At 61.7% G+C, this 24305-nt stretch carries 21 protein-coding genes and 1 pseudogene; 14 read left to right on the top strand and 8 right to left on the bottom strand.

All coding sequences use genetic code 11. The features are described 5' to 3' along the window. Positions 1–111: 111 nt before the first annotated feature. The 4 genes from ACSAGD_RS14605 (at position 112) to ACSAGD_RS14590 (ending at position 4273) form a co-directional block, all read left to right on the top strand. A complete protein-coding gene (locus ACSAGD_RS14605; RefSeq protein ID WP_437583509.1) occupies positions 112–1020 on the top strand; it encodes a sugar phosphate isomerase/epimerase family protein in 909 nt (302 codons plus the stop codon). A gap of 48 nt (positions 1021–1068) precedes the next feature. After that, positions 1069–2088: a Gfo/Idh/MocA family protein gene (locus ACSAGD_RS14600; RefSeq protein WP_437583508.1), complete on the top strand. Its 1020-nt coding sequence runs from the start codon at positions 1069–1071 to the stop codon at positions 2086–2088. A 152-nt stretch (positions 2089–2240) separates the two neighbouring features. Then, on the top strand, positions 2241–3119 hold the full coding sequence (locus ACSAGD_RS14595; RefSeq protein WP_437583506.1) for a sugar phosphate isomerase/epimerase family protein: 879 nt from the start codon (positions 2241–2243) through the stop codon (positions 3117–3119). Beyond that, a complete protein-coding gene (locus ACSAGD_RS14590; protein ID WP_437583505.1) occupies positions 3116–4273 on the top strand; it encodes a Gfo/Idh/MocA family protein in 1158 nt (385 codons plus the stop codon). Before ACSAGD_RS14595 ends, ACSAGD_RS14590 begins: the two co-directional genes overlap by 4 nt. 206 nt (positions 4274–4479) lie before the next feature. On the opposite strand, the gene ACSAGD_RS14585 is transcribed toward ACSAGD_RS14590, so the two are convergent. Then, complete coding sequence (locus ACSAGD_RS14585) at positions 4480–6054, bottom strand: DUF222 domain-containing protein (protein WP_437583504.1); 1575 nt, start codon at positions 6052–6054, stop codon at positions 4480–4482. A 356-nt stretch (positions 6055–6410) separates the two neighbouring features. Between ACSAGD_RS14585 and ACSAGD_RS14580 the strand changes: the two genes are divergently transcribed. The 4 genes from ACSAGD_RS14580 (at position 6411) to ACSAGD_RS14565 (ending at position 10257) form a co-directional block, all read left to right on the top strand. Further along, a complete protein-coding gene (locus tag ACSAGD_RS14580; protein WP_437583503.1) occupies positions 6411–7397 on the top strand; it encodes a siderophore ABC transporter substrate-binding protein in 987 nt (328 codons plus the stop codon). Between the two features lie 64 nt (positions 7398–7461). Next, positions 7462–8454: an ABC transporter permease gene (locus ACSAGD_RS14575; RefSeq protein WP_437583502.1), complete on the top strand. Its 993-nt coding sequence runs from the start codon at positions 7462–7464 to the stop codon at positions 8452–8454. Then, complete coding sequence (locus tag ACSAGD_RS14570) at positions 8447–9505, top strand: iron chelate uptake ABC transporter family permease subunit (protein WP_437583501.1); 1059 nt, start codon at positions 8447–8449, stop codon at positions 9503–9505. The genes ACSAGD_RS14575 and ACSAGD_RS14570 overlap by 8 nt, the downstream gene beginning before the upstream one ends. Continuing rightward, positions 9502–10257 (top strand): iron ABC transporter ATP-binding protein, encoded by a 756-nt coding sequence (locus ACSAGD_RS14565; protein WP_437583500.1) that lies wholly within the window; start codon positions 9502–9504, stop codon positions 10255–10257. The genes ACSAGD_RS14570 and ACSAGD_RS14565 overlap by 4 nt, the downstream gene beginning before the upstream one ends. Before the next feature lie 50 nt (positions 10258–10307). Here the strand turns inward: ACSAGD_RS14565 and ACSAGD_RS14560 are convergent, their stop codons facing one another. The 5 genes from ACSAGD_RS14560 to ACSAGD_RS14540 form a co-directional block, all read right to left on the bottom strand. Beyond that, complete coding sequence (locus ACSAGD_RS14560; RefSeq protein ID WP_437583499.1) at positions 10308–11069, bottom strand: ATP-binding cassette domain-containing protein; 762 nt, start codon at positions 11067–11069, stop codon at positions 10308–10310. Then, on the bottom strand, positions 11066–12160 hold the full coding sequence (locus ACSAGD_RS14555) for an ABC transporter permease (protein WP_437583498.1): 1095 nt from the start codon (positions 12158–12160) through the stop codon (positions 11066–11068). Before ACSAGD_RS14555 ends, ACSAGD_RS14560 begins: the two co-directional genes overlap by 4 nt. Positions 12161–12162: 2 nt before the next feature. Then, positions 12163–13152 (bottom strand): sugar ABC transporter substrate-binding protein, encoded by a 990-nt coding sequence (locus tag ACSAGD_RS14550; RefSeq protein WP_437583497.1) that lies wholly within the window; start codon positions 13150–13152, stop codon positions 12163–12165. Positions 13153–13280: 128 nt separating this feature from the next. Then, a complete protein-coding gene (locus tag ACSAGD_RS14545; protein ID WP_437583496.1) occupies positions 13281–14444 on the bottom strand; it encodes a Gfo/Idh/MocA family protein in 1164 nt (387 codons plus the stop codon). 20 nt (positions 14445–14464) lie between these two features. Further along, positions 14465–15385, bottom strand: coding sequence for a sugar phosphate isomerase/epimerase family protein (locus ACSAGD_RS14540; protein ID WP_437583495.1), 921 nt, complete (start codon positions 15383–15385; stop codon positions 14465–14467). A gap of 59 nt (positions 15386–15444) precedes the next feature. Between ACSAGD_RS14540 and ACSAGD_RS14535 the strand changes: the two genes are divergently transcribed. After that, the gene (locus ACSAGD_RS14535; protein ID WP_437583494.1) at positions 15445–16470 is read left to right on the top strand and encodes a LacI family DNA-binding transcriptional regulator; all 1026 of its coding nucleotides are present in this window, start codon (positions 15445–15447) and stop codon (positions 16468–16470) included. 160 nt (positions 16471–16630) lie between these two features. Continuing rightward, positions 16631–18076: a sugar porter family MFS transporter gene (locus ACSAGD_RS14530; protein ID WP_437585183.1), complete on the top strand. Its 1446-nt coding sequence runs from the start codon at positions 16631–16633 to the stop codon at positions 18074–18076. A 20-nt stretch (positions 18077–18096) separates the two neighbouring features. Here ACSAGD_RS14530 and ACSAGD_RS14525 read toward each other — a convergent pair whose 3' ends face one another. Beyond that, positions 18097–19089 (bottom strand): LacI family DNA-binding transcriptional regulator, encoded by a 993-nt coding sequence (locus ACSAGD_RS14525; protein WP_437583493.1) that lies wholly within the window; start codon positions 19087–19089, stop codon positions 18097–18099. A 158-nt stretch (positions 19090–19247) separates the two neighbouring features. Here ACSAGD_RS14525 and ACSAGD_RS14520 point away from each other — a divergent pair, with 158 nt between their 5' ends. The 4 genes and pseudogenes from ACSAGD_RS14520 (at position 19248) to ACSAGD_RS14505 (ending at position 23187) form a co-directional block, all read left to right on the top strand. Continuing rightward, positions 19248–20447 (top strand): Gfo/Idh/MocA family protein, encoded by a 1200-nt coding sequence (locus tag ACSAGD_RS14520; RefSeq protein ID WP_437583491.1) that lies wholly within the window; start codon positions 19248–19250, stop codon positions 20445–20447. Then, positions 20444–21446, top strand: a pseudogene (locus ACSAGD_RS14515) (sugar phosphate isomerase/epimerase family protein). The gene ACSAGD_RS14520 and the pseudogene ACSAGD_RS14515 overlap by 4 nt, the downstream one beginning before the upstream one ends. Before the next feature lie 308 nt (positions 21447–21754). Further along, positions 21755–22162 (top strand): tautomerase family protein, encoded by a 408-nt coding sequence (locus tag ACSAGD_RS14510; protein ID WP_437583490.1) that lies wholly within the window; start codon positions 21755–21757, stop codon positions 22160–22162. Further along, on the top strand, positions 22159–23187 hold the full coding sequence (locus ACSAGD_RS14505) for a Gfo/Idh/MocA family oxidoreductase (RefSeq protein WP_437583489.1): 1029 nt from the start codon (positions 22159–22161) through the stop codon (positions 23185–23187). The genes ACSAGD_RS14510 and ACSAGD_RS14505 overlap by 4 nt, the downstream gene beginning before the upstream one ends. On the opposite strand, the gene ACSAGD_RS14500 is transcribed toward ACSAGD_RS14505, so the two are convergent. Beyond that, the gene (locus ACSAGD_RS14500; RefSeq protein ID WP_437583488.1) at positions 23188–24288 is read right to left on the bottom strand and encodes a carbohydrate kinase family protein; all 1101 of its coding nucleotides are present in this window, start codon (positions 24286–24288) and stop codon (positions 23188–23190) included. Positions 24289–24305: the final 17 nt, after the last annotated feature.

The raw sequence follows: 24305 nt of genomic DNA, 5'->3' as shown, positions 1-24305 counted from the left end.
AGTCACACCGATACTCAGCCACACCGACACCCAGTCACACCGATACTCAGTCACACGACACACCGACATAACGCAGACACGCAACCAAACGTCAGAGAGGACGACATTCACATGTCGAACGGAATTCGCATCGGCACAGCCCCCGACTCGTGGGGCGTCTGGTTTCCCGATGACCCGGGTCAGGTTCCGTGGGAGCGGTTCTTGGACGAGGTCGTCGAGGCGGGCTACACGTGGATCGAACTCGGACCGTACGGCTACCTTCCGACCGATCCGAGCCAACTGGAGGACGAACTCGGGAAGCGCGGGCTGAAGCTCTCGGCGGGAACGGTCTTCACGGGCTTCCACAAGGGGGACGACCAGTGGAAGCGGGCGTGGGATCAGGCGCTCGCCGTCGCAGGGCTCGCGTCGAAGCTCGGCGCAGAGCACCTCGTCGTGATTCCCGATCTGTGGCGAAGTGACGCCACGGGTGAGGCACTTGAGCCTCGCACACTCGACGCCGAACAGTGGACGAAGCTCGCGGCCGGTCACGACCGGCTCGGCAAAGCGCTGCTCGAGGAGTTCGGCATGAAGCAGCAGTTCCACTCGCACGCTGACAGCCACATCGGAACCTATCGGGAAGTCGAGCGATTCCTCACCGAGACCGACGAGCGCTACACGAACCTCTGCCTCGACACGGGCCACTTCGCCTACTACGGCGGAGACAACCTGCGTCTCATCGACGAGCATCCATCACGTGTCGGGTATCTGCATCTGAAGCAGGTCGACGAGACGCAGCTGTTCGACGTGCTGAAGAACGACGTCTCGTTCAAGGATGCCGTCTCCGACGGAATCATGGTGGAGCCGCCGAACGGGGTTCCGCCCCTGGCGCCGATCATCGAGAAGGTCGCCGCACTCGATCCGAACATCTTCGGCATTGTCGAGCAGGACATGTACGGCTGTGCTGTCGATCACCCATTCCCCATCGCGCAGCGCACGCGTGAGCACATCTTCGCGTCCACCTCGGCTGCACGCATCGACTGATCAGCGCACACGATGGCAGCATCCACAGAACTTGCAAGGAGCACACTCATGACTCAGAACGACATTCGCGTCGCCGTCGTCGGCGCAGGAATGATGGGTGCCGACCACATCTCGCGCATCACAGACCGCATCAGCGGGGCAGTCGTCTCGGCAATCGTCGAACCGGATGCTGCGCGGGCAGAGGCCGCAGCGGCACACGCGCCAGGGGCGCAGACGTTCGCCTCGATCGAAGACGCGATCGAGGTGGGTGCGGCTGATGCGGTTCTCATCGCAACACCGGGGCAGTTCCACGAACCGGTGATCATGCCAGCGCTGGACGCTCGGCTTCCGATTCTGTGTGAGAAGCCGCTCACGCAGGAGCCGGAGTCGTCGCGTCGGGTTCTCGACGCAGAGCAGAAGCTCGACAGGCCCTACATTCAGGTGGGGTTCATGCGGCGCTTCGATCGTGAGTACGATCAGCTGCGCGATCTCGTGACATCGAAGGATGCCGGTGAACTCGTCATGCTTCGCTGTGTGCACCGAAACCCCAACGTGCCGGACGCCTATCACCAGGACATGCTGATCACGGACTCCGTCGTGCACGAGTTCGATGTCGCTCCTTGGCTTGCGGGCAGCGACGTGAAGACCGTCGAGGTGAAGTTTCCCCGACGCAACTCGCTCTCGCCCGAACGTCTGCGTGAGCCGATCCTTGTGATCATCGAGTTGGAGAATGGCGTTCTCGTCGATGTCGAGATGAATGTCAGCATCCAATTTGGCTATCAGGTTGCGACAGAAGCGGTGTTCGAGAAGGGTACGGCTCGAATCGGGCAGCCGAACGGGTTGCAGCGTTGGCAGGACGAGCGAGTGTTCCAGCGTGAGCACGCGAGTTTCACGACCCGATTTGCGGATGCGTACGACAGTGAGATCCAGCGGTGGATCGACGCCGTTCGCCGTGGTGACCTCATCGACGGTCCGAATGCGTGGGACGGCTACAAGGTCGCGCTTGCCTGCGAGGCCGGAGTGAAGGCGCTTCGTGAGGGAGGCATCGTCGAGATTCCACATGAAGAGCGGCCTGCGTTCTATGCGTGAGTGCGGCTCGCGGGAGGCGCACTGAGGGCGACCTGCCGCGAGCAGCCACGCAGTGCGACGAGTTCGCTTCAGCCGCTTTGCTTGAGCCGCGCGACGTGTCGCGGCATCCTCACCCCATCTGACTGACGAAACCTGACTGACGAAGGAGCATCATGGTCCGGATTGCACTTGACCCGACGCCTTATAACGAGACTGTGCACCTGCTCGACTTTCCTGATCTGGTCGCGCGGCTCGGCTACGAGTATCTGCAGCTGACGCCGAATCCGGACTTCGGGCGACATTTTCACTATCCGAAGGTGAACGACGGCATGATTGCCGAGCTCAAGAAGCGAGCGAGGGATGCCGGTGTGACGATCACCTCCATCCTGCCTGTGCAGCGGATCGCGTGGCCCGACGAGCCGCAGCGTGAGGCTGCTGTTCGAAACATGCGGCGCTACATCGAGGTCGCTTCGCAGCTCGAGGTGCCGATGGTGAACACTGAGTTCTCGGGTCGACCTGAGCGCGAGGAGGACTCCGAGGCGGGGTTCTATCGGTCGATGGAGCAGCTCGTGCCGGTGCTTGAGCGTGAAGGCATTACGCTGAACATCGACCCGCATCCGGACGACTTCGTTGAGGACGGTCTTGAGGCATGGCGGATCATCCGTGGGCTGAACACATCGCAGGTGGGATTTGTGTACGTCGCTTCGCACACGTTCCACTACGGGGATCGGGCGGTCACACTGCTGCCAGAGATCGGTGACAGTCTGGGTGCGGTGTACACGGCGGACAGCTTTGATCACAACCGGTCGCACGGTCTGCGGTACATCAGCAATCCGCCAGGCAACGCGGTCCGCATTCACCAGCATTCGGCAATCGGAGACGGCGACGTTGACTGGCAGGAACTCTTTGGAGTGCTTCAGCAGACCGGTTATCTCGACAGAGAGGACGCCCTCATCGTGTCGAACGTCTTCGGCGAGGACGAGCGTGCGGACGAGATCAGTGTCTACCAGCGTGAGAAGGTTCAGCAGCTCATTTCGGAGGCACGCGCATGACGAAGACGCTCGGTGTGGGGCTCATCAGTGTCGGCTGGATGGGCAGGCTGCACACGCGGTCCTACCGGGCGCTCGCGGAGCGGTATCCGGAACTCGATGTCGCTCCTCGTCTGGTGATCGCAGCGGATGCGGTCGCAGCCGCTGCCGAGCAGGCGGTGACGCAGCTCGGCTTCGAACGCAGTACGACCGATTACCGTGAGGTTCTCGCGGATCCGGATGTCGACGTGGTGTCGATCTGTGCGCCAAACTTCCTTCATCGTGAGTTTGCTGTTGCGGCCGCGAAGGCGGGAAAGCCGTTCTGGATCGAAAAGCCGATGGGACGGACTCTTGCTGAAAGTGAAGAGATCGCGCGGGCTGCAGCTGAGGCGGGTGTCGTCACAGCAGTGGGGTTCAACTACCGGAATGCGCCGGCAATCGCGCGTGCGCGTGAGATTGTGGCATCAGGGGAACTCGGAACGATCACGAATGTGCGTACGTCGTTCTTGGCTGACTACTCGTCGGACCCCGAGGGAGCGCTGACGTGGCGATTCGAGAAAGAGCGTGCGGGAACCGGAGTGCTCGGTGACTTGCTGTCGCACGGTTTCGATCTGGCCGAGTACATCGTGGGTGGCATCGATGCGGTCTCAGCGACGTCGGGGACGTACATTACTGAGCGTGCCAAGCCAACTGCTGCGAATGCGAGTCACTTCAGCAAGGCTTCGGGCGGCGAGATGAAGCCTGTCGAGAACGAAGACGTCGCTCTTGTGCTGGCGAAGTTCTCCAATGGGGCGATCGGGACGTTCGAGTCGAGTCGTATCGCAATCGGTCCGCGTGCTGAGTATGTCATCGAGGTGTATGGCACAGGCGGTTCGCTTCGGTGGGACTTCCAGCGTCTGAATGAACTGCAGGTCAGCCTTCGGAGTGACGTGAACTACGGTTACTCGACGCTGTACATGAGTCCCGGGATGGGCGAGTTCGGACGCTTCCAGCCTGGTGGCGGCACAAGTATGGGCTTTGATGACCTGAAGGCAATCGAGGCTGCACTATTTGTGCAGTCAGTTCTGACGGGGGAGCAGTTGGCACCGTCTGTTCAGGACGGTGTCGAGGCAGCCCGAATTGCGGATGCTGCTGAGCGTTCTGCGGCATCCGGTGAATGGATCTCTATCCCACGCTAAAGTCCGGGCGCAGTTCCTCCTGGAAAGGGAATCGAACGGGCAGCGCTCTCTGGGCCTGGTTCGGAGCGGCTAAAGCCAGGCTCACAGTGATGATGTGGTCGCCGTGAAACAGCAGCCTCCAGTTGAGACATACGCCACTCAATGTCGGCAGAAGCTAAAAGTCACCTGCTTCTGACAGCAGTATCCAGTTGAGAGACAAGCGTCACTCAGAACTTCGGGTGTTCTGGGTACTCGGGTATCGGCGTCGTTCGCAGCTCTCCTGCTTTTGCCTTTCGCGGTCCTCGCTTTCGTGTTCCACGACCGTCGGGAGTCTTGCTCTCATCCTCGGTGGAAACGAACTGGACGTTACTGGGCTGTGGGACCGCATACGAGCGGCCGAGCGGAGACGTCCAGACGATCTCGCCGTTCTCGACGTGGATCTTCCATCTCGTGTTGTGCTTCAGCATGTGGTGGCCTTCGCAGAGGGCCGCCACATTGGAGAAGGAGGTTTCTCCACCGTGCTGCCAGTCGATCCGGTGATCCAAGTCACAGATGTTGGCCGGGGTGTTGCAGCCGATGCCCGTGCAGGTCTCGTCTCTGAGCTCAATCGCTCTCTTGAGGTCTGCCGGAACACTGTAGCTGTCACGGCCCACCGAGAGGACCGCCCCGGTCTCCGGGTGCGTCAGCAGACGAGTGAACGACGGGGCTTGGGACGCAAGATGGCGGGCAGTCTCTGGGGTGATCGGACCGTACCCATCCAGTGTTCCTGGCGTGTCCTCGTGACCGAGAAGAGTCATGACGGGAACCGTGACGTGCACAGTCGGCCGAATGTGGCTGAGACGGTCAGCTCCGCGTCCCTCTGCATCGACACCGGGCGCCTGATCCGCAGTGAAGCCGAGCAGAACAGCATCGATGAGGGCATCCGTCTCGATCTGAGTCTGTGTTCGTCTGTCGCCCGCAGCCTTCAACGCTCTCGCAGTGTTCTTTGCAGCATTGCAGACGCTCTGCAGAACCACTGCCGAGCCGAAGATGTGCAGATGGGCCATTCCGTCTGCTTCTCCCGTGCATTCCACGTAGCGCTCTTCTTCTGCCGTTCTCGTGCGCTCCTCAATGGTCTCTGGAAACATGCTCTCGCGCGCTCTCACAGTTGCGGCACGAAACTGTGATGGCGACATGCGGAGGGCTTTTTCCAGCACTTTCTCCTCAAGCTCAGCTGACTCGTTCGTGGTCAGCCCAGCGGACTGCTTGATCATCGTGTGCGCGTGCCTGAGCGAGATCGCTCCGGATGTCAGGGCATCCAGAGTGGCGGGAAGTTTCTCGTGCAGTGTCTCAGCATTGTGCATGAAGGTGATCGCCTGCCCTTTCGTCACGCGGATCGCAGCGCCGATCTCCTGAGCGAGCGAGGAACGGACCCATTCCTCCTGCTCATTGGTCAGATCTCCACGAGTTGTGCCCTCGGAGAGCGCGACGAAGATATCGGGATGCTCCAACGCGGTCTGGAGCATCTCATAGACGTGTCGAAGTCGACCTGCCTCACGCACAGCAACCGCACGAGTATCGTCAACGATGCCGTCAAGATGCGTCAGCAGTTCTTTCGCAGCAACCTCGGCCGGCGAGCCACCGAGTGCGTCAGAGGCAGAAGCATCGGCATCGGCAAGCTCGGAACCCTCCGCAGATTGCGTGCTGTCCGAAGGTTCTACACCGTTCGCAGACTCCGTCCCGTCCGGAGGCCCTGTGCGGTCGCGCTTTCCAACGGCCCCGTCAGCTCGTGCCGGATCGTCACTGTCAGGCGTCTCGTTCACGATGTCATCATTCGAACGTCGGTCCACTGGACCGTGAGTGGCATCGTCGAAAAACTCGTCCGACCGCTGTTCTCCTGAAGGCTCCGCAGGCCACCAATCTCCCGCATCCGGCGGTGGTTCTCTGAAATCATCCATGTATAGATTTCACCACATACCACCGACATATATTCGAGAGACCAGTCGAATGTGGATAACTGAATATCGAATACATCTACGAATGATCCGCGGCGAAATTACCACTAATTCTGCCTGTGGCAGAAGTAACACCTTGCGGAACAGCGTGTAGGTTAGGCTAACCTTTGCATCGGAAGAGCTCTTCTCCGACCACATCACTTCCTGAAAACGCAAAGGACACCATGGCACACTCACGCCTTCGCGCGGTAGCCCTCATCGGTGCCGCCGCTCTCGCACTGACTGCCTGCAGCGCTCAGACTTCTGACGCGGCCTCCGACGCAGCAGACGAAGCCAAGACGGTTACTGTCGAAGACAACAACGGCACCCAGACGATTCCGTCGCCACCCAAATCTGTTGTCGCGACCGACAACCGCACGTTCGAAACGCTCTCCTCGTGGGGGATCGAACTCAGCGCAGCCGCAGTGTCACTCATGCCCTCGACGATTCCCTACACCGAGGATGACTCGATCATCGATCTCGGAACGCACCGCGAGCCCGACCTCGAGGCCGTCGTCGCCGCAGACCCTGACCTGATCGTCAACGGACAGCGCTTCACTCAGTACCACGACGACTTCACCGAGCTCGTGCCCGATGCGACTGTTCTCGAGCTCGACCCGCGTGAGGGTGAGCCGTTCGACGAAGAGCTCAAGCGCCAGACGACCGTTCTCGGCGAGATCTTCGGCAAGCAGGACGAAGCGAAGAAGCTCAACGATGCACTGGATGCCGCTATCGAACGCGCTAAGGCGGCCTACGACTCGGCTGATTCGGTCATGGGCGTCATCACTTCCGGCGGCGAGATCGGCTACGTTGCACCCGGCAACGGTCGCACTCTCGGCCCGGTGTTCGACATTCTCGGTCTGACGCCTGCACTTGAGGTTGACGACGCCAGTGACGACCACCAGGGCGACGACATCTCCGTCGAGGCGATCGCCGACTCGAACCCTGACTGGATGCTCGTCATGGACCGCGACGCCGCTATCTCGGCAGATGACCCCGAGTACGAGCCGGCAAGCGACGTTCTCGAGTCGTCTGAAGCACTGGCCTCGGTCAACGCTGTGAAGAACGACAACATCGTCTACCTGCCTGCAGACACGTACACAAATGAAGGCATCCAGACGTACACCGAATTCTTCAACGCATTCGCCGATGCCCTGGAGGCAGCGAACTGATCTCCTCTGACCGCACACCGTCGGGTTCACAGATCCGGACGGTGCGCAGCCGGTCATCACATTCATGACACGCACCTCACCACCAGCATCCGCAGCTGACCGCCGGTCACGACGTCTCTTCGACGTCAAGCTGCTCATCGGCATCGCCGTCGTCGGTGCTCTCCTCGTCGTCTCACTCTTCACCGGGGTGTACGACGTGGTGGGCGCAGACGACGGCGCTGCCATGTTCGCCATCACCCGAGTTCCTCGCACAATCGCCCTGGTGCTCGCTGGCGCCGCGATGGCGATGTCGGGTCTCATCATGCAGCTGCTGACACAGAACCGCTTTGTCGAGCCGACGACCACCGGCACAACTGAGTGGGCCGGACTCGGTCTGCTCGCCGTGATGATCCTGCTGCCCCAAGCCGGCATTGCGACACGGATGCTGGGAGCCATCGTCGCCGCATTCGTCGGAACGATGATCTTCTTTCTGTTCCTCCGCAGAGTCTCCCTCCGGTCGTCCCTCATCGTTCCGATCGTCGGAATCATGCTCGGCGCCGTCGTCGGGTCGATCTCGACGTTTGTCGCTCTTCAGACCGACATGCTTCAGAACCTCGGCATCTGGTTCGCCGGAAGCTTCACCTCTGTGATGCGCGGTCAGTATGAGTTTCTGTGGATTGTTGCCATCGTCGGTGTGATCGTCTTCATCGTGGCCGACCGGTTCACGGTCGCGGGGCTGGGAGAGGAGATCTCCACAAACGTCGGCGTCAACTACAACCGTATTGTGCTGCTCGGCACCGGGCTGATTGCGATCGCAACTGGCGTCGTCACTGTCGTCGTCGGAAACTTGCCCTTCCTCGGGCTGATAGTTCCGAACATCGTCTCGATGATCCGCGGTGACGACCTGCGCAGCAACCTGCCGTGGGTGTGTCTCCTGGGCATCGCTATCGTGGTGGCCTGCGATCTCGTCGGACGCACGATCATCGCGCCATTCGAGGTTCCCGTCTCGCTGATCCTCGGCGTCGTCGGGGCAGTCGTCTTCATCGCACTGCTTCTGAGGCAGCGTCGTCATGGCTGACCGCATCATGATCGGAACGGACACCGGCTCTGGGCCTCGCACGACACCTCGTGTGAGTGCGGGCGCATTCCCAACGGCCCGCGCACGGCGCCGCTACGTCCTCGTCCTCGGCCTGCTGATCGTACTGGCACTGGTCTTCGCAGTCGGTCTGCTGGTCTGGGACAACCCTCTGCCCTTCGGCACCGACGGTTTCTGGCGCATCACCGAGCTGAGATCGACACGGATCGTCGTCATGGCGATCGTCGCTTTCTGCCAGGCGATCGCGACGGTCAGCTTCCAGACGGTCACGAACAACCGCATCATCACACCGTCGATCATGGGCTTCGAATCGCTGTACATCGCAGTCCAGACAGCAGCCGTCTACACACTCGGTGCCGCAGGCATCACGGCAGTCACCGGTGTGCCGCAGTTCGCTCTGCAGGTCGTCCTCATGGTGGGCCTCTCGCTGCTGCTCTACGGTTGGCTTCTCTCGGGCAAGTACGCAAACATGCAGGTCATGCTGCTGATCGGCATCATCCTCGGTGGGGGACTGGGCGCGATCTCGACGTTCATGCAGCGTCTGCTCTCGCCGAGCGAGTTCGACATTCTCACCGCACGACTCTTCGGCTCTGTCGCCAACGCTGATCCCGCCTATTTCCCTCTCGCAATCCCGCTCTGCGTCATCGCCGGGGGCGCACTCATCTTCCAGGCGAGGCGCCTCAACATCCTCGCTCTCGGTCGTGAGGCGACGATCAATCTCGGTATGAACCACCGGTTCGAGACGATGAAGACACTCTTCTTCGTCTCTGTGCTCATGGCGGTGTCTACGGCACTCGTGGGCCCCATGACGTTCCTCGGCTTCCTCGTCGCGACGCTCGCATACCAGTTCGCCGACACCTACGACCATCACTGCGTCTTCCCGGTCGCCGCTCTCACGGGCTTCGTCACGCTCGCTGGCGCATCGTTCATCATGAAGAACGTCTTCTATGCGCAGGGCGTGGTCTCGATCATCATCGAGATCGTCGGCGGCACCGTGTTCCTCATCGTCATCCTCAGAAAGGGCAGACTGTGATCTCGCTGACCAGCGTTCGCAAGAAGTATTCGGGCGAAGTCTCGATCGGCCCAGTCGATCTCGAGATCCCCGCGGGCGGGATCACGGCACTGGTCGGACCCAACGGTGCGGGAAAATCCACTCTGCTCACCATGATGGGGCGCCTGCTCGGTCTCGATGAGGGAACGATCGAGATCGCCGGATACGACGTGTCGAGCACGGCGTCGAAGGATCTCGCCAAGATCGTCTCGATTCTGAGGCAGGAGAACCACTTCATCACGCGCCTCACCGTGCGTCAGCTCGTCGGCTTCGGCCGTTTTCCGCACTCGCGCGGCCGCCTCACGGTCAAAGACGAGGCCGTCATCAGCGAGACGATCGACTTCCTCGAGCTGTCTGACCTTGAGAATCGCTATCTCGATGAGCTCTCCGGCGGCCAGCGTCAGCGCGCTTATGTCGCGATGGTGCTGGCACAGGACACCGAGTTCGTGCTGCTTGATGAACCTCTCAACAACCTCGACATGAAGCACTCCGTGCAGATGATGAGGCACCTGAAGGAAGCTGCGGCGGTGCTCGGCAGAACCATCGTCATCGTGCTGCACGACATCAACTTCGCGGGTCACTACGCGGACCACATATGTGCGGTCAAAGAGGGGCACGTCGTTGAGTTCGGCTCGCCGGATCAGATTCTCAACGACGACGTCCTCACTCGAGTCTTCGATACGCCAGTGCAGATCGTCGCGGGTCCGAACGGCCCACTCGCGGTCTACTACTGAGAAGCACAAGGGGTGCCGGCCAACGTGGTCGACACCCCAACTCTCTGCTATCAGTTTCGCAACTCGTGCTGGAGTGCCTCCAATTCGGCACCTCCTGACATCTGCTGGGCCAGCTCCTGAATCGTGATCTCGTCCTTCGTGTAGTCCCCAATGGTGCGCCCACGTTCGAGAAGCACGAAGTGGTCGCTCACCGGATATGCGTGATTAGGATTATGCGTGATAAAAATCACCCCGAGGCCGCGTTCTCGAGCTTGAACGATGTACCGCAGTACGACTCCGGATTGACGCACCCCGAGCGCTGACGTCGGTTCGTCGAGGATAAGCACACGGGCTCCGAAGTAGACTGCTCGCGCGATCGCGACAGACTGACGTTCACCTCCTGACATCGTCCCGATTGGTTGTTCCGGGTCACGCAAGAAGATGCCCATTTTCGCGAGCTCGTCCACGACGATCTGTCGCGCCTTCCTCGCCTGCAGGAAGCCGAATTTGTGTGGCTCTGAGCCGAGGAAGAAGTTCCGCCAGATCGGCATCAGAGGTGCAAGCGCCAGATCCTGGTACACCGTCGCAATGCCCAGATTGAGCGCCTGACGCGGCGAGGAGAGCCTCACAGCTTCTCCATCAACGAGATACTCGCCTGTATCGGGAGCGTGCACCCCTGAGAGCATCTTGATGAAAGTTGATTTGCCCGCACCGTTGTCACCCAGCACCGCAGTGACTGCGCCTGCTCGCACAGATGCGCTGACATCCTGCAATGCGCGTACCTGTCCGAATGACTTGCTGACGTTGCGCACTTCGAGAATCGGCGTCGTCATGACTTCACCGCCTTGGCTTTCTTGCTGAGGTAGAGGTTGATGAACACCGCGATCAGGAGGATCGCCCCGAGGAAGAACTTGAAGAACTCGCTCGGGAGACCAGCGATCGGCATCCCCTGTTGCACCATTCCGAAGATCAGCGCACCGATGGAGGCGCCGACGACCGACCCGGCACCTCCCGTGAGGAGGCAGCCACCGATCACCGCCACGATGATGAAGTAGAACTCCGCACCGATACCCGTTGTGACGGTGGCGGATGCATAGCGGATAACGGTCAGCTGTCCGACGACCCAGGCCGACACGGCTGTTCCCATGAACAGGCCCAGGCGCACCCGTGCCACTGGGACACCGACAGCCATCGCGCCCTCAGAGTTGCCGCCGACGGCCATGATCCAGTTTCCGACGCGCGAGCGATTCAGAATCAGGTAACCGATGATTGTCAGGCCAATCCACCAGATCAGCGACACCTGAAACCCTCCAGCAGACGAGCCGAAGATCAGTTTCGCCGAGTTGTACCCCGAGTAGCCGGAGATCCCGGAGACCGTGACCTGATTCGTCAGGTTCGTCGTCACCGCATAGTTCAAACCCCACAGCATGAACATGGTGCCCAGAGTGATGATGAAACTTGGCAGCTTCGTCTTATGCACGAGGACGCCATTGAACAGTCCGATCAGCAGAGCGAAGACCAGTGACGCGAGCATACCGAACCACACGTTGGTGTTGAGTTGGGTCACAACGAGCGCTGTCACAAGGCTTGTGGAGCCCATCATGACACCCGTGGAGAGGTCGAACTCTCCGCCGACCATGAGGAGAGCCACAGCGATCGCAACGATGCCAAGGTTCGCAGCTGGGTCGAGGAAGTTGCCGATACCGGCCCGCGAGGCGAATGCTGGTGCTGCGATCGAGAAGCCCGCGAAGATAATGATCGCGGCTGCCCCTGATCCGAACTCCGGCGACATGAAGAATCGGCGAACACTCCCGACCCTGATGTAGCGGTCATCCGGGGAACCGACGACGACGCTTCCGCCGGCGGTCTCATCTGTAACGGGTTCCGCCCGCATGCGTATTGGCTTGCGCGTTGATGCAGTCATTGTCAGCGCGTGCCCTTCGCAACCAGGTCGGCAACATCGTCGACGTTGTCCTGAGTGATGAATGCCGGACCCGTGAGTACAGGCTGCCCACCGCCCACGGTGTTGAGATTGTCGTGGTAGAGAACGAGCATCATGATCGGCAGGTATCCCTGCAGGTATTGCTGCTGGTCCACCGTGAACAGCACGTCTCCGTCTTTGATGGACTGGAGGACATTCTCATCGATGTCGAATGAGGCGAGCTGGGCGTCGCTTCCGGCATCCTTGATTCCGGCGAGCACAGCGGTCGTCACTGACGGGTTCAGGGAGAGAACACCGTCGATGCTTGTATCGCCGAGCAGCTTCGACTTGATTGTCGACTGGATTGCCTGGGGGTTGTTCAGATCGACTTGAATCTTCTCAAATGATCCATCGAAAGACTCCGCAGCACCGTCACAACGCTGCTCCAGGCCGATGTTTCCCGCTTCGTGAACGACGCACAGGAGTTTCGTCACGCCAGCTTCCTTCAGTTTCTCGCCTGCACCCTGACCGGCGACAGTCTCGGTCTGCCCGACGTGCCCGATCGCACCGAACTCGGTGGACTTGTCCGCACCGGAGTTGATAGTGACGAAGGGGACGTCCTGACTCGTCGCCTGTTCAAGGGCACTCTTAAGTGCATCCGGGTTCGCCATCGAGACGACCAGGCCATCGGGCTTTTTCGTCAGCGCGCTCTGAATGAGGGTGGCTTGCTTCGAGCCTTCCTGATCGCCAGTGACGGTGACTTTGACGCCGTACTGCTTGCCGGCATCCTCCGCGCCCTTCTTGACGACGTTCCAGAACGATCCGTCAGGGTCACCGTGGATGACAACGGAAAAGCTCAGGTCTCTGGCTTCTCCTGCGGGAGCGGCGGAATCTTCCTGTCCAGAGGTGTCTTTGCCGCCCGTCCCACACGAGGTGAGGACGAGAGCGGCTGCAGCGGCGACAGCCACGGCGGCTGCCTTCCATGACTTCTTCATTGTGGATACTCCTCTTACGCGACATTGCGCAGGTGCATATGTCCTGTCATTATGACTGTTTCGATGAGTCGAAACAAGGGGTCTGATGGTTCCTCACGAAAGGTGATGCTTTTGTGATGAATCCCGTCTCAGCTGTCGATGTCGATAGCCGAGTTTGACGAGTTCGCCCGGAGGGCGGCGTCCACCACACGCATCATGCGCGATGCGGCAGCGAAGTCTGTGTCCATGCGTCTGCCGTCACTGATGCAGCGGAGGAACTCTTGAATCTCGGCGACGAACGCTTCTGCATAGCCCGTGCCTACACCGGCACCGGGCATGGCGGCGACATCGGAGAAGTACGGATGCTGCGGGCCAGCGAACACCCGACGCGGACCATTCAATACTCCGTCGTCTGACGCTTCGAAGATATGGAACTCGCCCGCTGTAATCGATTCGAACTGAGCGTGCCCACGAGTTCCGAAGACCTCGATTCCGAGCGAGTTCGGCACGCCGTGCGCAATACGGCTGAGCTCGACGTGACCGACGGCGCCGTTCTGAAGCTCAAGTGTGAGAAGAGCGATGTCGTCATTCGTCACAGGACCGGTTTCAGTCGACGTGGATGCTCCGTGCCCGATCGCCCCTCGTGTCGGAAGCGGGCGCTCGCCGATCTCGGTGCGAAGTGTGCAGTTGAGCACACGAGTCACCTCCCCTGCGACGAACTGCAGAGTGTCGATGGCGTGTGCCCCGATGTCGAGCAGCGCGCCTCCTCCAGACTGCTCTTGCGAGTAACGCCACGAGAGCGCGCCCTGAGGATCTGCGGCGTAGTCGGCGTAGTACCAGGTGCGAACCGTGTGTACGTCGCCGATGCGTCCGTCGGCGACAGCTTGCTGGAGTGCGGCGAGAGCGGGCAGCCGACGAAATGAAAAGCCGACTCCGGTTGTTGCCGTCGATGCCGATGCCTGGGATTCCAAACGGGTCGACTCTGCAAGCGTGCGACCGATCGGTTTCTCCGCGAATACGTGCTTGCCAGAGGCGAGGACTCGAGGCAGCACATCGGAGTGCAGGAAATTCGGAAGTGCCACGCTGATGACATCGACATCTGAGCCGATCAGTTCATCGATGTCGCCGATGGCGTGCTCGAATCCATATCGTGCAGCTACCGATTCGGCTAGAGCGAGGTTCGGGTCTGCGATGGCCCGCAAGCGCACGGTCACGTCTGGCGCGGTCGCCATCATGGCGTTTCGGAATCCGAAAGCGTGTGCTTGACCGGCCATTCCAGCGCCAATGATTCCGATGGATAGGGGGCGATTCATGAGAGTCTCCTGGTTCTGGGTCAGCGAAACCGGACGAGGGTTCCGCAGGTTGCGATGTGCTCGCGTGTTCTACGGGCGATGGGTGCTGGAGTTGCGAAGCTGTCAACCGGGTACATGTCCTGCTCGACGATGGCGAAGAGGCCGGGGTTCGCAGTCGCAGCCGCTGCGAGTACGGGCCCGAAGTCCGGTGTACCGTGTGGCGGTTCGACCATTGCGCCGCGTTGAACCGCGGTGGCGAAGTCGAAGTCGTTCTTGAGGATGTCGGGGAGGATCTCTGGATTTACCTGTTTGAGATGCAGATAGCCGATCCGCTCCGGGAAGCGCTCGATGAGCGAGACGCAGTCGCCGTAGTAGTACGCGAAGTGTCCTGTGTCGAGACAGAGATTCAGGCTCTGGGGGTTTGTTCCCTCAAGCAAGCGGGTGATCTCCGCGTCTGTGCCGATAGCGCAGTCCGCGTGCGAGTGGAACTGTTGTCGGAGTCCGAACTCCTCCCAGAGCCGAGTGCCGAGGCTGTTGTGATTCTGGAGGAAGACCCGCCATTCTTCGGACGAGAACGTCCGATCGCCCACGACGTGCCCGCCTTCGTCTCGTCTCCAGAGCTCAGGTATGACGATGAGGTGCTCGGCGCCGAGTGCTCTGACGAGAGAAGCCACCTCGGACACTGCGATCCACGCATCATCGACGGCGGAGTGTGAACGATGGAGTGCTGTGAAGACCGTTCCACCGGACAGGCGGAGGTCATGTTCGGTGAGCTGATCATTGAGGCGGTCAGCGTCGGTATCGAGATAACCGTACGGTCCGAGTTCTGTCCATTGGTATCCCGACTCGCGCACCTCCCGAAGGTACTGCTCCGGCGATGGCTGCGCCGTGTCGACGGCGTTCCAGACACCCCACGAATCCGGGGCAATGCCGATCCGTGGCCTCGCCGCCGTGTTCTGCATAAGCATCATTGCTCGCTTTCATGTCAGTACATAGTGTGGGATAGACTAGAGCGCTCTAGATGCTACTGTCAAGACACTTACGGGAGGATGCCCTGAAGACTGTCACGATGGAGGATGTCGCTCGCGACGCGGGGGTCTCGCGAGCGCTCGTTTCGATTGCGTTTCGGGGCGTTTCTGGAGTCAGCGCAGCCACTCGTGAGAAGATTTTCGCTTCGGCAGATCGTCTGGGATACAGGCCGAATAGAATCGCCGCGTCCCTTGCAAGCAAAGCGCAGGACACACTGGGTGTCATGCTTCAGGATCTGAGAAACGACCTGTTCGCTGACATCTTCGACGGCATCCGCGACGAAGCGGACGCTGCAGGAAAGCATGTGGTTCTGACCGTCGGATCGGTAGATGGCACTCGAGATGAGGACGTCCTCGACACGCTCCTTCAATCGCGAGTGGACACCGTCATTGCTACAGGTCTCGTCCTTCCCGACAACGACGCCACCACGTTTGCGGAGAGGATTCCCGTTGTCAGTGTGGCGCGGAAAATCCCGGGTGTAGCCAGCGTGTACAGCGATAACGTCGCAGGCGCGACGATGGCGACTCGACACCTGATAGAACTCGGGCACCGGCGAATTGCATTTCTTGCGAACCCTCAGACCGATGGTTACCTTGGCCGCCGGCTGGGATATGACGACACAATGCGCGGTGCGGGACTCACCCCGCTCGTGATGCCGTCGTCGTACGCACGTGACGTAGCTGCACGCGACGCTGCGGCACTATTGAGGAGCGCCGATGCTCCCACGGCGGTTTTCGCGCACAATGATCAGGCCGCGCTGGGGGTGTTGGACGCTGCGTTCTCGTTGGGGATTTCCGTGCCACGAGAGCTTTCGGTGGTTGGATACGACAACAGCGCGATGAGTCGCGCCCCGGGCACAGCACTCACCACGGTCGACATCGACGGGCACGAGCTCGGTCGTCGCGCGGCATCCCTAGCTCTTCGCCAGCTCGAAGGTGACGTGAACGCGAGCGGTCGCAGCGTCGTGCGCATCCCAGAACTCATCGTGCGCGAGACGACGGCTGCACACGCCAGTTGAGGGCCAGGAGAATTGCCGACCGATTGTTTTCCTTGACGGAAAGGGTTGCCTTTAACTTGATCAGGAGATAATAATGTCATAACAAAGTCTGAACGCGATGCGGCGGGACAGCAGGATGCCGTCAGGGCCGTCACATCGGACAAGGGAGTCGTCCATGACAATGTCACACAGCCAGAGCAGTGAGAGCGGACCGAATCTGCCCCCGCTCACCGCGGGACCCTATCGCAAGCGACTCGGGCTCATCGCCCTCGTCGCCACATTCGGCGGACTTCTCTTCGGCTACGACACAGGCGTCATCAACGGCGCCCTGAACCCGATGACCGAAGAGCTCGGTCTCACCCCCTTCACCGAAGGCGTCGTCACCAGCTCGCTCGTCTTCGCCGCCGCCGTCGGTGCACTCGTCTGCGGCCGTGTCTCCGATGCGTGGGGTCGCCGCAAGACCATCCTGCTCCTCGCGATGTTCTTCTTCGTCGGCGCCATGGTCGTCGTCTTCACTCCGAACTACGAAGTTCTCGTCGGCGGCCGCATCCTTCTCGGACTCGCTGTAGGAGGAGCATCCACGGTCGTCCCCGTCTTCCTCGCAGAGATGGCGCCCTACGAGATCCGCGGTTCGATCGCGGGACGCAACGAGCTCGCAATCGTGATCGGTCAGCTCTCCGCCTTTGTGATCAATGCGATCATCGGCAACGTGTGGGGTCACATCGACCACGTCTGGCGCTTCATGTTCGCGATCTGCGCGATTCCCGCCGCCGCACTCTTCATCGGCATGCTCCGGATGCCTGAATCACCACGCTGGCTCGTCGAGAAGGGCCGCTTCGCCGAAGCGCTCGAGGTGCTCAAGACGGTGCGCCCGGCCGAGCGCGCTCAGGCAGAACTCGATGACGTTCAGTCACTCGCTGAAGAGGAGCGCGAGGCTCACACCGTCGGCATCCGTTCGATTCTGACCAACAAGTGGCTGTTCCGCACCCTGCTCGTCGGCATCGGACTCGGGATCGCCCAACAGCTGACCGGAATCAACTCGATCATGTACTACGGACAGATCGTTCTGATCGAGTCGGGCTTCGACAAGAGCGCCGCCCTGATCGCAAACATCGCCCCGGGTGTCATCGCCGTGATCGGAGGCATCATCGCACTCTGGATGATGGACCGGATCGACCGGCGCAAGACCTTCTTGATCGGACTGACGCTGACGACTATCAGTCACGTGCTCATCGGCTTCTCATCGATGATGCTGCCGCCCGGAAACCCACTGCGTCCCTACGTGATCCTGCTGCTCGTGGTGATCTTCGTCGGATCGATGCAGACCTTCCTGAACATCGCCGTCTGGGTGTACCTGTCGGAGATCTTCCCGCTGCACATGCGCGGCATCGGCATCGGAATCTCGGTGCTCATGCTCTGGATCACCAATGGATTCCTGTCGCTGTACTTCCCATCACTCGTGGCCGGAGTCGGGATCACTGGGACGTTCTTCCTCTTCGCGGGAGTTGGAGTGCTCGCACTGATCTTCGTGGCCACCCAGGTGCCCGAGACTCGCGGGCGCACCCTCGAGGCGGTCGAAGAGGGTGTCACCACGGGCGCGCTCTACACCATTCGCAGCAAGCGCTGAGCGAACGCAGTCCGGTGCCGTCAGCGAGACGGTGCCGGACCGCTCGACTGACGCACCACGAGAGCCGGCGGCACGAGAATCTCGGCCGCCGGCTCCGTCGTGCCCGCAATGGCACCGAGCAGGGCCATCGCCGCCTCCCGACCGACATCGTGCCCACGGTCATCCACCGTCGTCAGCGAGACGATGTCGTACGAGGCAGGTGGAGAATCGTCATACCCCACGACAGATACATCGCGCGGGGCCTCCAGCCCACGTGAGTGCAGAGCGCCGAGAACGCCGATCGCCATGGTGTCGTTCGCTCCGATGATGGCCGTGGGGAGAGGATGCCGCTGCAGAACAGCCTCGGCGGCATCGTGCCCGTGATGTTCGGTCGTGCCGCCGGCGTCCGTGACTGTCGCCGCGAGTCCCGCAGCCGACATCGCCTGAGAGTAGCCTTCTGCGCGCCTTCGCGCTGCTTCACCCGAGCCGGTGATGAAGCAGATGTCACGATGCCCCAGCTCGAGGAGGTGCTCGGTCATGAGGCGGCCGCCTGTAACGTCGTCGTTCGCAACCGTGATGCCTGAGCCGTCGGTCTCTCGCCCCCCGACAATCACGTGAGGCGTGGTACCGAGACGATTGAGAAGGCCCGCAGGCTCTGCGGCGATGACGAGGCCATCGACGCGAAGAGACTGAAAGGCAGAGACCGCGTCGAGGTCTATGTGTGCGTTCAAGGGCAGGTCGGCGACGCTCAGCGAGTATCCGGTTCCTGCCAGGCCCTCCTTGAGGCCCTCGAGCAGCTCGACGAACCAGAGATTGCGGAAATCGTCGATCACGACGCCGATGCTCTTCGTGCGACTGCCCGCGAGGCCAGCGGCTAGCCGATTCGGCTGGTAGCCAAGCTCAGCGATCGCGCTCAGGACCGCCGCACGCTTCTCGTCGCTGACACGAGGGGAATCGCGCAAGACGAGCGAGACGAGCGACTTTGAGACGCCCGCTCGGCGAGCGACGTCGTAAATGGTGACGCGAGAGCTCAACAGCATCCTCCATAACTGTTTGACAGGACATTAGAACACGGGCTAGCGTGTTCGACGAAGCGTTATTGGAACGCTCCAATAGGTCCGACACTACCGGGTCGACCGAAGGTCTCAGACCGAAACCAGCTTTTTCAACGACGAGAATTGTGGAGGACAACATGTCGGACTCGCTCGGAGTCGCCGTCATCGGCGCAGGTATGGCCGGTCGCGCTCACGCGGCCGCCTATCGCTCGGCGTCGACAGTGTACGCATCGACTCTTCCGGAGATCCGCCTCGTGTCGATCGGCGACGTGAACCCTGCGTTCGGGGACGCTGCAGCACGTCGCTTCGGCTACGAGCGCACCGACCAGAGCTGGCAGGCGATCGCCGAAGCCGACGACATCGACGTCGTGAGCGTCGTCATCGCGAACCACCTGCACCGCGAAGTCGTGGAGGGTCTCCTCGCCGCAGGCAAGCACGTACTGTGCGAGAAGCCTCTGAGCGACACGATCGCAGATGCTGAGGCGATGGCGGCAGCTGCCCGCGAGGCATCCTCGATTGCGCGCATCGGATTCACGTTCCGCCGTGCGCCGGGCGTTGCCTTCGTGCGCGACCTCGTCCAGAGCGGAGAACTCGGCGAAGTGCTGCACTTCCGCGGACGCTACTGGGCGGACTACAGCTGCGACCCGATGGCACCCATCACCTGGCGATACAAGGGCCCGATGGGCTCGGGTGCGCTCGCCGACGTCGGAAGCCACCTCTCGTATATCGCAGAGTTCATCGCTGGTGAGGTCATCGAGGTGTCGGGCGGCCGCTTCAGTACCGTCATCGACAAGCGTCCGGTCCCTCTCGAAGCAACCGTCGGCCACGGTCACGTCGCCGTGAGCGACAGGTTTGAGCCCGTCGAGAACGATGATTACGCCGCGTTCACCGCGGGCTTCGCGAACGGCGCCTCGGGGAGCATCGAGGTGTCGCGCGTTGCGGCGGGGCATCCTAACGGCCTGGCGTTTGAGATCTTCGGCACCAAAGGCTCGGCATCGTGGGATCAGGAGCGCCCGAGCGAGGTGTCGCTCTTCACCGCCGACGGAGACCCGACCCATCGCGGTGCGCGACAGGTCATTCTCGGACCGAGCCACCCGTACATCGCGGGCGGCTACCCCATGGATGCCCCAGGAATCGGCGTCGGGCAGAACGACGGATTCGTCTTCCAGGCGCGGTCATTCCTCGAAGAGGTGGCCGGAGTCCCAGAGGACCAGTCGCTACCGCGCTGCGCGACGTTCCACGAGGGAATTCACAGCATGAGGATGCTCGAAGCAGTTGCTGAATCCGCCCGCAATGCCGGTGCCGCAGTCACTGTAGAGAAGGAGAGTGCACGATGAAGCTCGGCGTCTACAACGCGATTCTGCACGACCGCACACTGCCCGAAGCGCTCGAGGTCGTGTCGGGCCTCGGTCTGCAGGGAATTGAGATCAACACGGGCGGATTCCTGCCTGCCGTACACGTGCCTGGCATCGATGACGTGCTCACGAGTGACGCCGCGCGCGATGACTTCCTCGGGCAGTTCGAGGGCACGGGGGTGCAGATCGCCGGGCTCAACTGCAACGGAAACCCCTTGCATCCGAAGTCTGCGATCGGGGACGCACACGCGGAGGACGTGAGGCGAAGCATCCGTCTGGCGCACCGTCTCGGCCAGAATCGTGTCGTGACCATGTCAGGCCTGCCCGCTGGGGAGCCCGGCGGTCGTCGACCGAACTGGATCGTCAATGCGTGGAACTCCGCGGCACTCGACGTGCTGGACTACCAGTGGGAGATCGCGACCGATTTCTGGCGCGAAATGGATCGTTACGCCGCCGATCATGGGGTGAAGGTCGCGCTCGAATTGCATCCGCAGAACCTCGTGTTCAACGCGGCTGACGTGCACAAGCTGATCGAACGGGCGGGGGGCGACGCATGTGGGCGTAGAGCTCGACGCGTCGCACCTGTTCTGGCAGCAGATGGATCCGGTGGCAATCGTGCGGCACCTCGGTGAGCTCGTCTTTCACGCGGCCGCGAAGGACGTGCGTGTGAACCCGGAGAACGCGGCGCTCTACGGCGTTCTCGACAACCAGTTCCGTCGTCTTGATCCAAGTGAGTTGCGCACGAATCTTGGCGGTGACGAGTGGGCGAACGAGTGGCCGAAGGATGCCGCGTGGGACTTCGTCGCTCTCGGCAAGGGCCATGACGTGGCGTACTGGACAGAGTTCTTGCGAGCTCTGCGCGACGTTGATCCGGAGATGTGGGTGAACATCGAGCACGAGGACGTGGAGCTTGGCCGTATTGAGGGCCTCGAAGTGGCCGCTGCCGTGCTGCACGAGGCGAATCGCGCTCTGGATCAGTAGCGTCGGGGGTGCGAACAGAACGAGTGATCCTGTCTCGCGGGGAGCCCCTGTGTTCGAATTGACGGCACCCTCGCCACACCATCACCCTGGCTGCGCTGGTTGACCAGCGACTCACCGACTGGCGACCCATCCCATCACGCGTGTGCCGGTTTGTCGTGTCTCCAGCGTGCGGGAGGTGAGACAAACCGGCACACGAGCGTGTGAGGGGGTTCCCTTTGTGGCCATTTCATGACAGGATGTTAGGACAAAGTAGGAGTCAGGGATGCTGGGTCGCCACCAGGCGCCACACACCGAGAAAGGGACCGCCCATGCCGCTCGTTCGCATCGACCTCAACGCCGGAAAAAGTCCGGAGCAGGTACGCGCCATCGCCGACGCGATCCACGAGGCGATCGTGGCCGAATACGGCATCCCTGAGCGCGACCGCTTTCAGATCGTCACGGAGCACACGCCCGGCCAGATCATCGCTCAAGACGCCGGCCTCGGCTTCGAGCGCACGGAGGGTGTTGTGATGATCCAGATCTTCACACAGGGCGGGCGAACGGATGCCGCGAAGCAGTCGCTCTACGCAGCCATCGCTGACCGTCTCGCCGCCGTCGGCGTCGAAGGCCACGACGTGTTTCTCGGCTACGTCGAGAACGGTCCGCAGGACTGGACGTTCGGGTTCGGCCGTGCACAGTACCTGACCGGCGAACTCGGCGTTCCGGACGCTTCATGACGGTCAAGATCGGACTCGTCGGCTTCGGCACAGGCGGACGCTGGTTCCACGCTCCGTACATCGCAGCATCCGCTGAGTGTGAACTCGTCGGCATCGTCACCCGCTCGCCTGAGCGACAGCGTCGTGCCCGCGAAGAATACCCCGACACGCAGATCTGCGGGTCACTGGCCGAACTCGTCGGCCTCGGAGCGGATGCCGTCGTCATCACGACCCCACCCGAAACCCGTCGCGATCTGGTTCTCGAGGCGATCGCTCTCGGTCTGCACGTCGTCGCTGACAAGCCGTTCGCACCGGATGCTCCGACCGGACGCCTCCTCACACACGAGGCGGAACGCACCGGCGTACTGCTCAACGTCTTTCACAATCGCCGCTTCGACACCGACATCGTCACGGCGCTCGATGTCATCGCGGGCGGCGAGCTCGGTCGTCTGCGGCGCCTCGAGCTGCGGTGTGATCAGGACGATCCTGCGTCGATCGACCCGGGTCCGAAGGGCGGTCTGCTGCGTGACCTCGGCAGCCACGTCGTCGACCAGGCGCTGCTCCTGCTCGGCGAACCTGTCGCGGTGACGGCACACCTCGAGTGGGCTGACATCGCGGAGCAGCGCACGAACGTCGGCTTCACAATCAGCATCCGCCATGCCTCAGGCGCCTTCTCGCATGTGTCCGCCTCAAAGGTCTATCGCCTGGTGTCACGCGAGCTGATGCTCCTCGGAGAGGCCGGCTCGTACCGCTCCGATTACAGCGACGTGCAGACAGAGGCGATCGTCGCGGGCAAGCGTCCAAACGAGAATCGCGACACGTGGGGCATCGAAAGCGACGAGCGCTGGGGCTCCCTGACAACCGCCGCTGGTGTGCGTCATGTGCCGTCGCTTCAGGGTGACTACACGCGCTACTACGACGAATTCGCACGCGCGATCACATCCGGTGGGGCGGGGCCGGTTCCGGCTGAGCAGGGGGTCACCGTGTTGACCGTGTTGGATGCCGCAGCCCGCAGCGACCGCGAACAGATCACGGTCGTGCTCTAGCTACGCGTCTTCCTGCCGGGCGAAGTGCTCCGCTTCGTGGAGCAGACCGAACGTGGCCTCCGCTCGCCGCACCTTGCGCGTCGAGTGCTGACACAGAACGTCGCTGAGAAAGCCGTAGTCCGCCGCGAGGCCGCGTGCGACGGCATCCTCGCGCTTCGATATCGCCGCCCACCAGTCGGCGATGTCGCCCCAACCGGGAGACGCCAGCGAACCGCCGAAGTTCTCGACCGACAGCGCCGCACACAGAATCGCAAAACGCAGCCTCTGCTCAAGCGGCCACTCCTCGAGCGTGCCGAGCACGAGACCCGCCGCAAACACGTCGCCCGCACCCGTCGCATCGAATGCTCGCACCGGAAGCCCCGGCACAGACGCCTCCTCCCCGGTGGTCGCATCGATCGCCATGGCACCCGCTGCCCCACGCGTGACTACGGCGAGCGGCACACGGTCGGCGAGCACCCGCAACGCCTCCTCCGGAGTCTCAGTCCGCGTGTACTTGCGGGCTTCGACGGAGTTCGGCAGAAATGCGTGGCACTTGTCGAGAGGCGCGAGCGTCGCGGCATCCCACCGTTCTGTCGGGTCCCACCCAGTGTCGGCAAAGACCTTCGTCCGTGAGGCATCGACCCCCTCCCACCAGGAGTCGCCATCGGGCTGCAGGTCGACCACGTAGGCACGCGCAGCGGGCAGGTCGCCGACCATCGTCGAGAAGCTCTCCGGCAGAGGATGCCCGTGCGTGATCATGCTGCGGTCGTCACCTGTTGCGACAGACACTGTCACGGCCGTGTGCCACCTGCTGAACATGCGCGACCTGCTGAGGTCGATCTGCTCCTGCCCACCCAGCAAACTCCACGCCCATTTTCCGTAGGCATCGTCGCCAAACCCGGTGCACAGACTTGTGGCGAGACCGAGTCGGGATGCCGCCAGCGCAAGGTTCGCGATGCCACCGGGCGCAGCCCCCATGCCGTCCGCCATCACCTCGGTCCCTGCTGCCATCGACGCACTGACGCCCGTGAAGATCACGTCGTAGAACAGCTGGCCGGCGAGAAAGAGGTCCGCAGGAGCACGACGCGTTCCGTCTGTCGGAGTGAATGAGGATGCCGCCATGAAGAGCTCCGTTGCCG

Source organism: Paramicrobacterium salitolerans (assembly GCF_051513965.1).
In the GTDB taxonomy this organism is placed as follows: domain Bacteria; phylum Actinomycetota; class Actinomycetes; order Actinomycetales; family Microbacteriaceae; genus Paramicrobacterium.
Note: the sequence above shows the minus strand (reverse complement) of the source record. Positions and strands in the feature narration are given on the sequence as shown.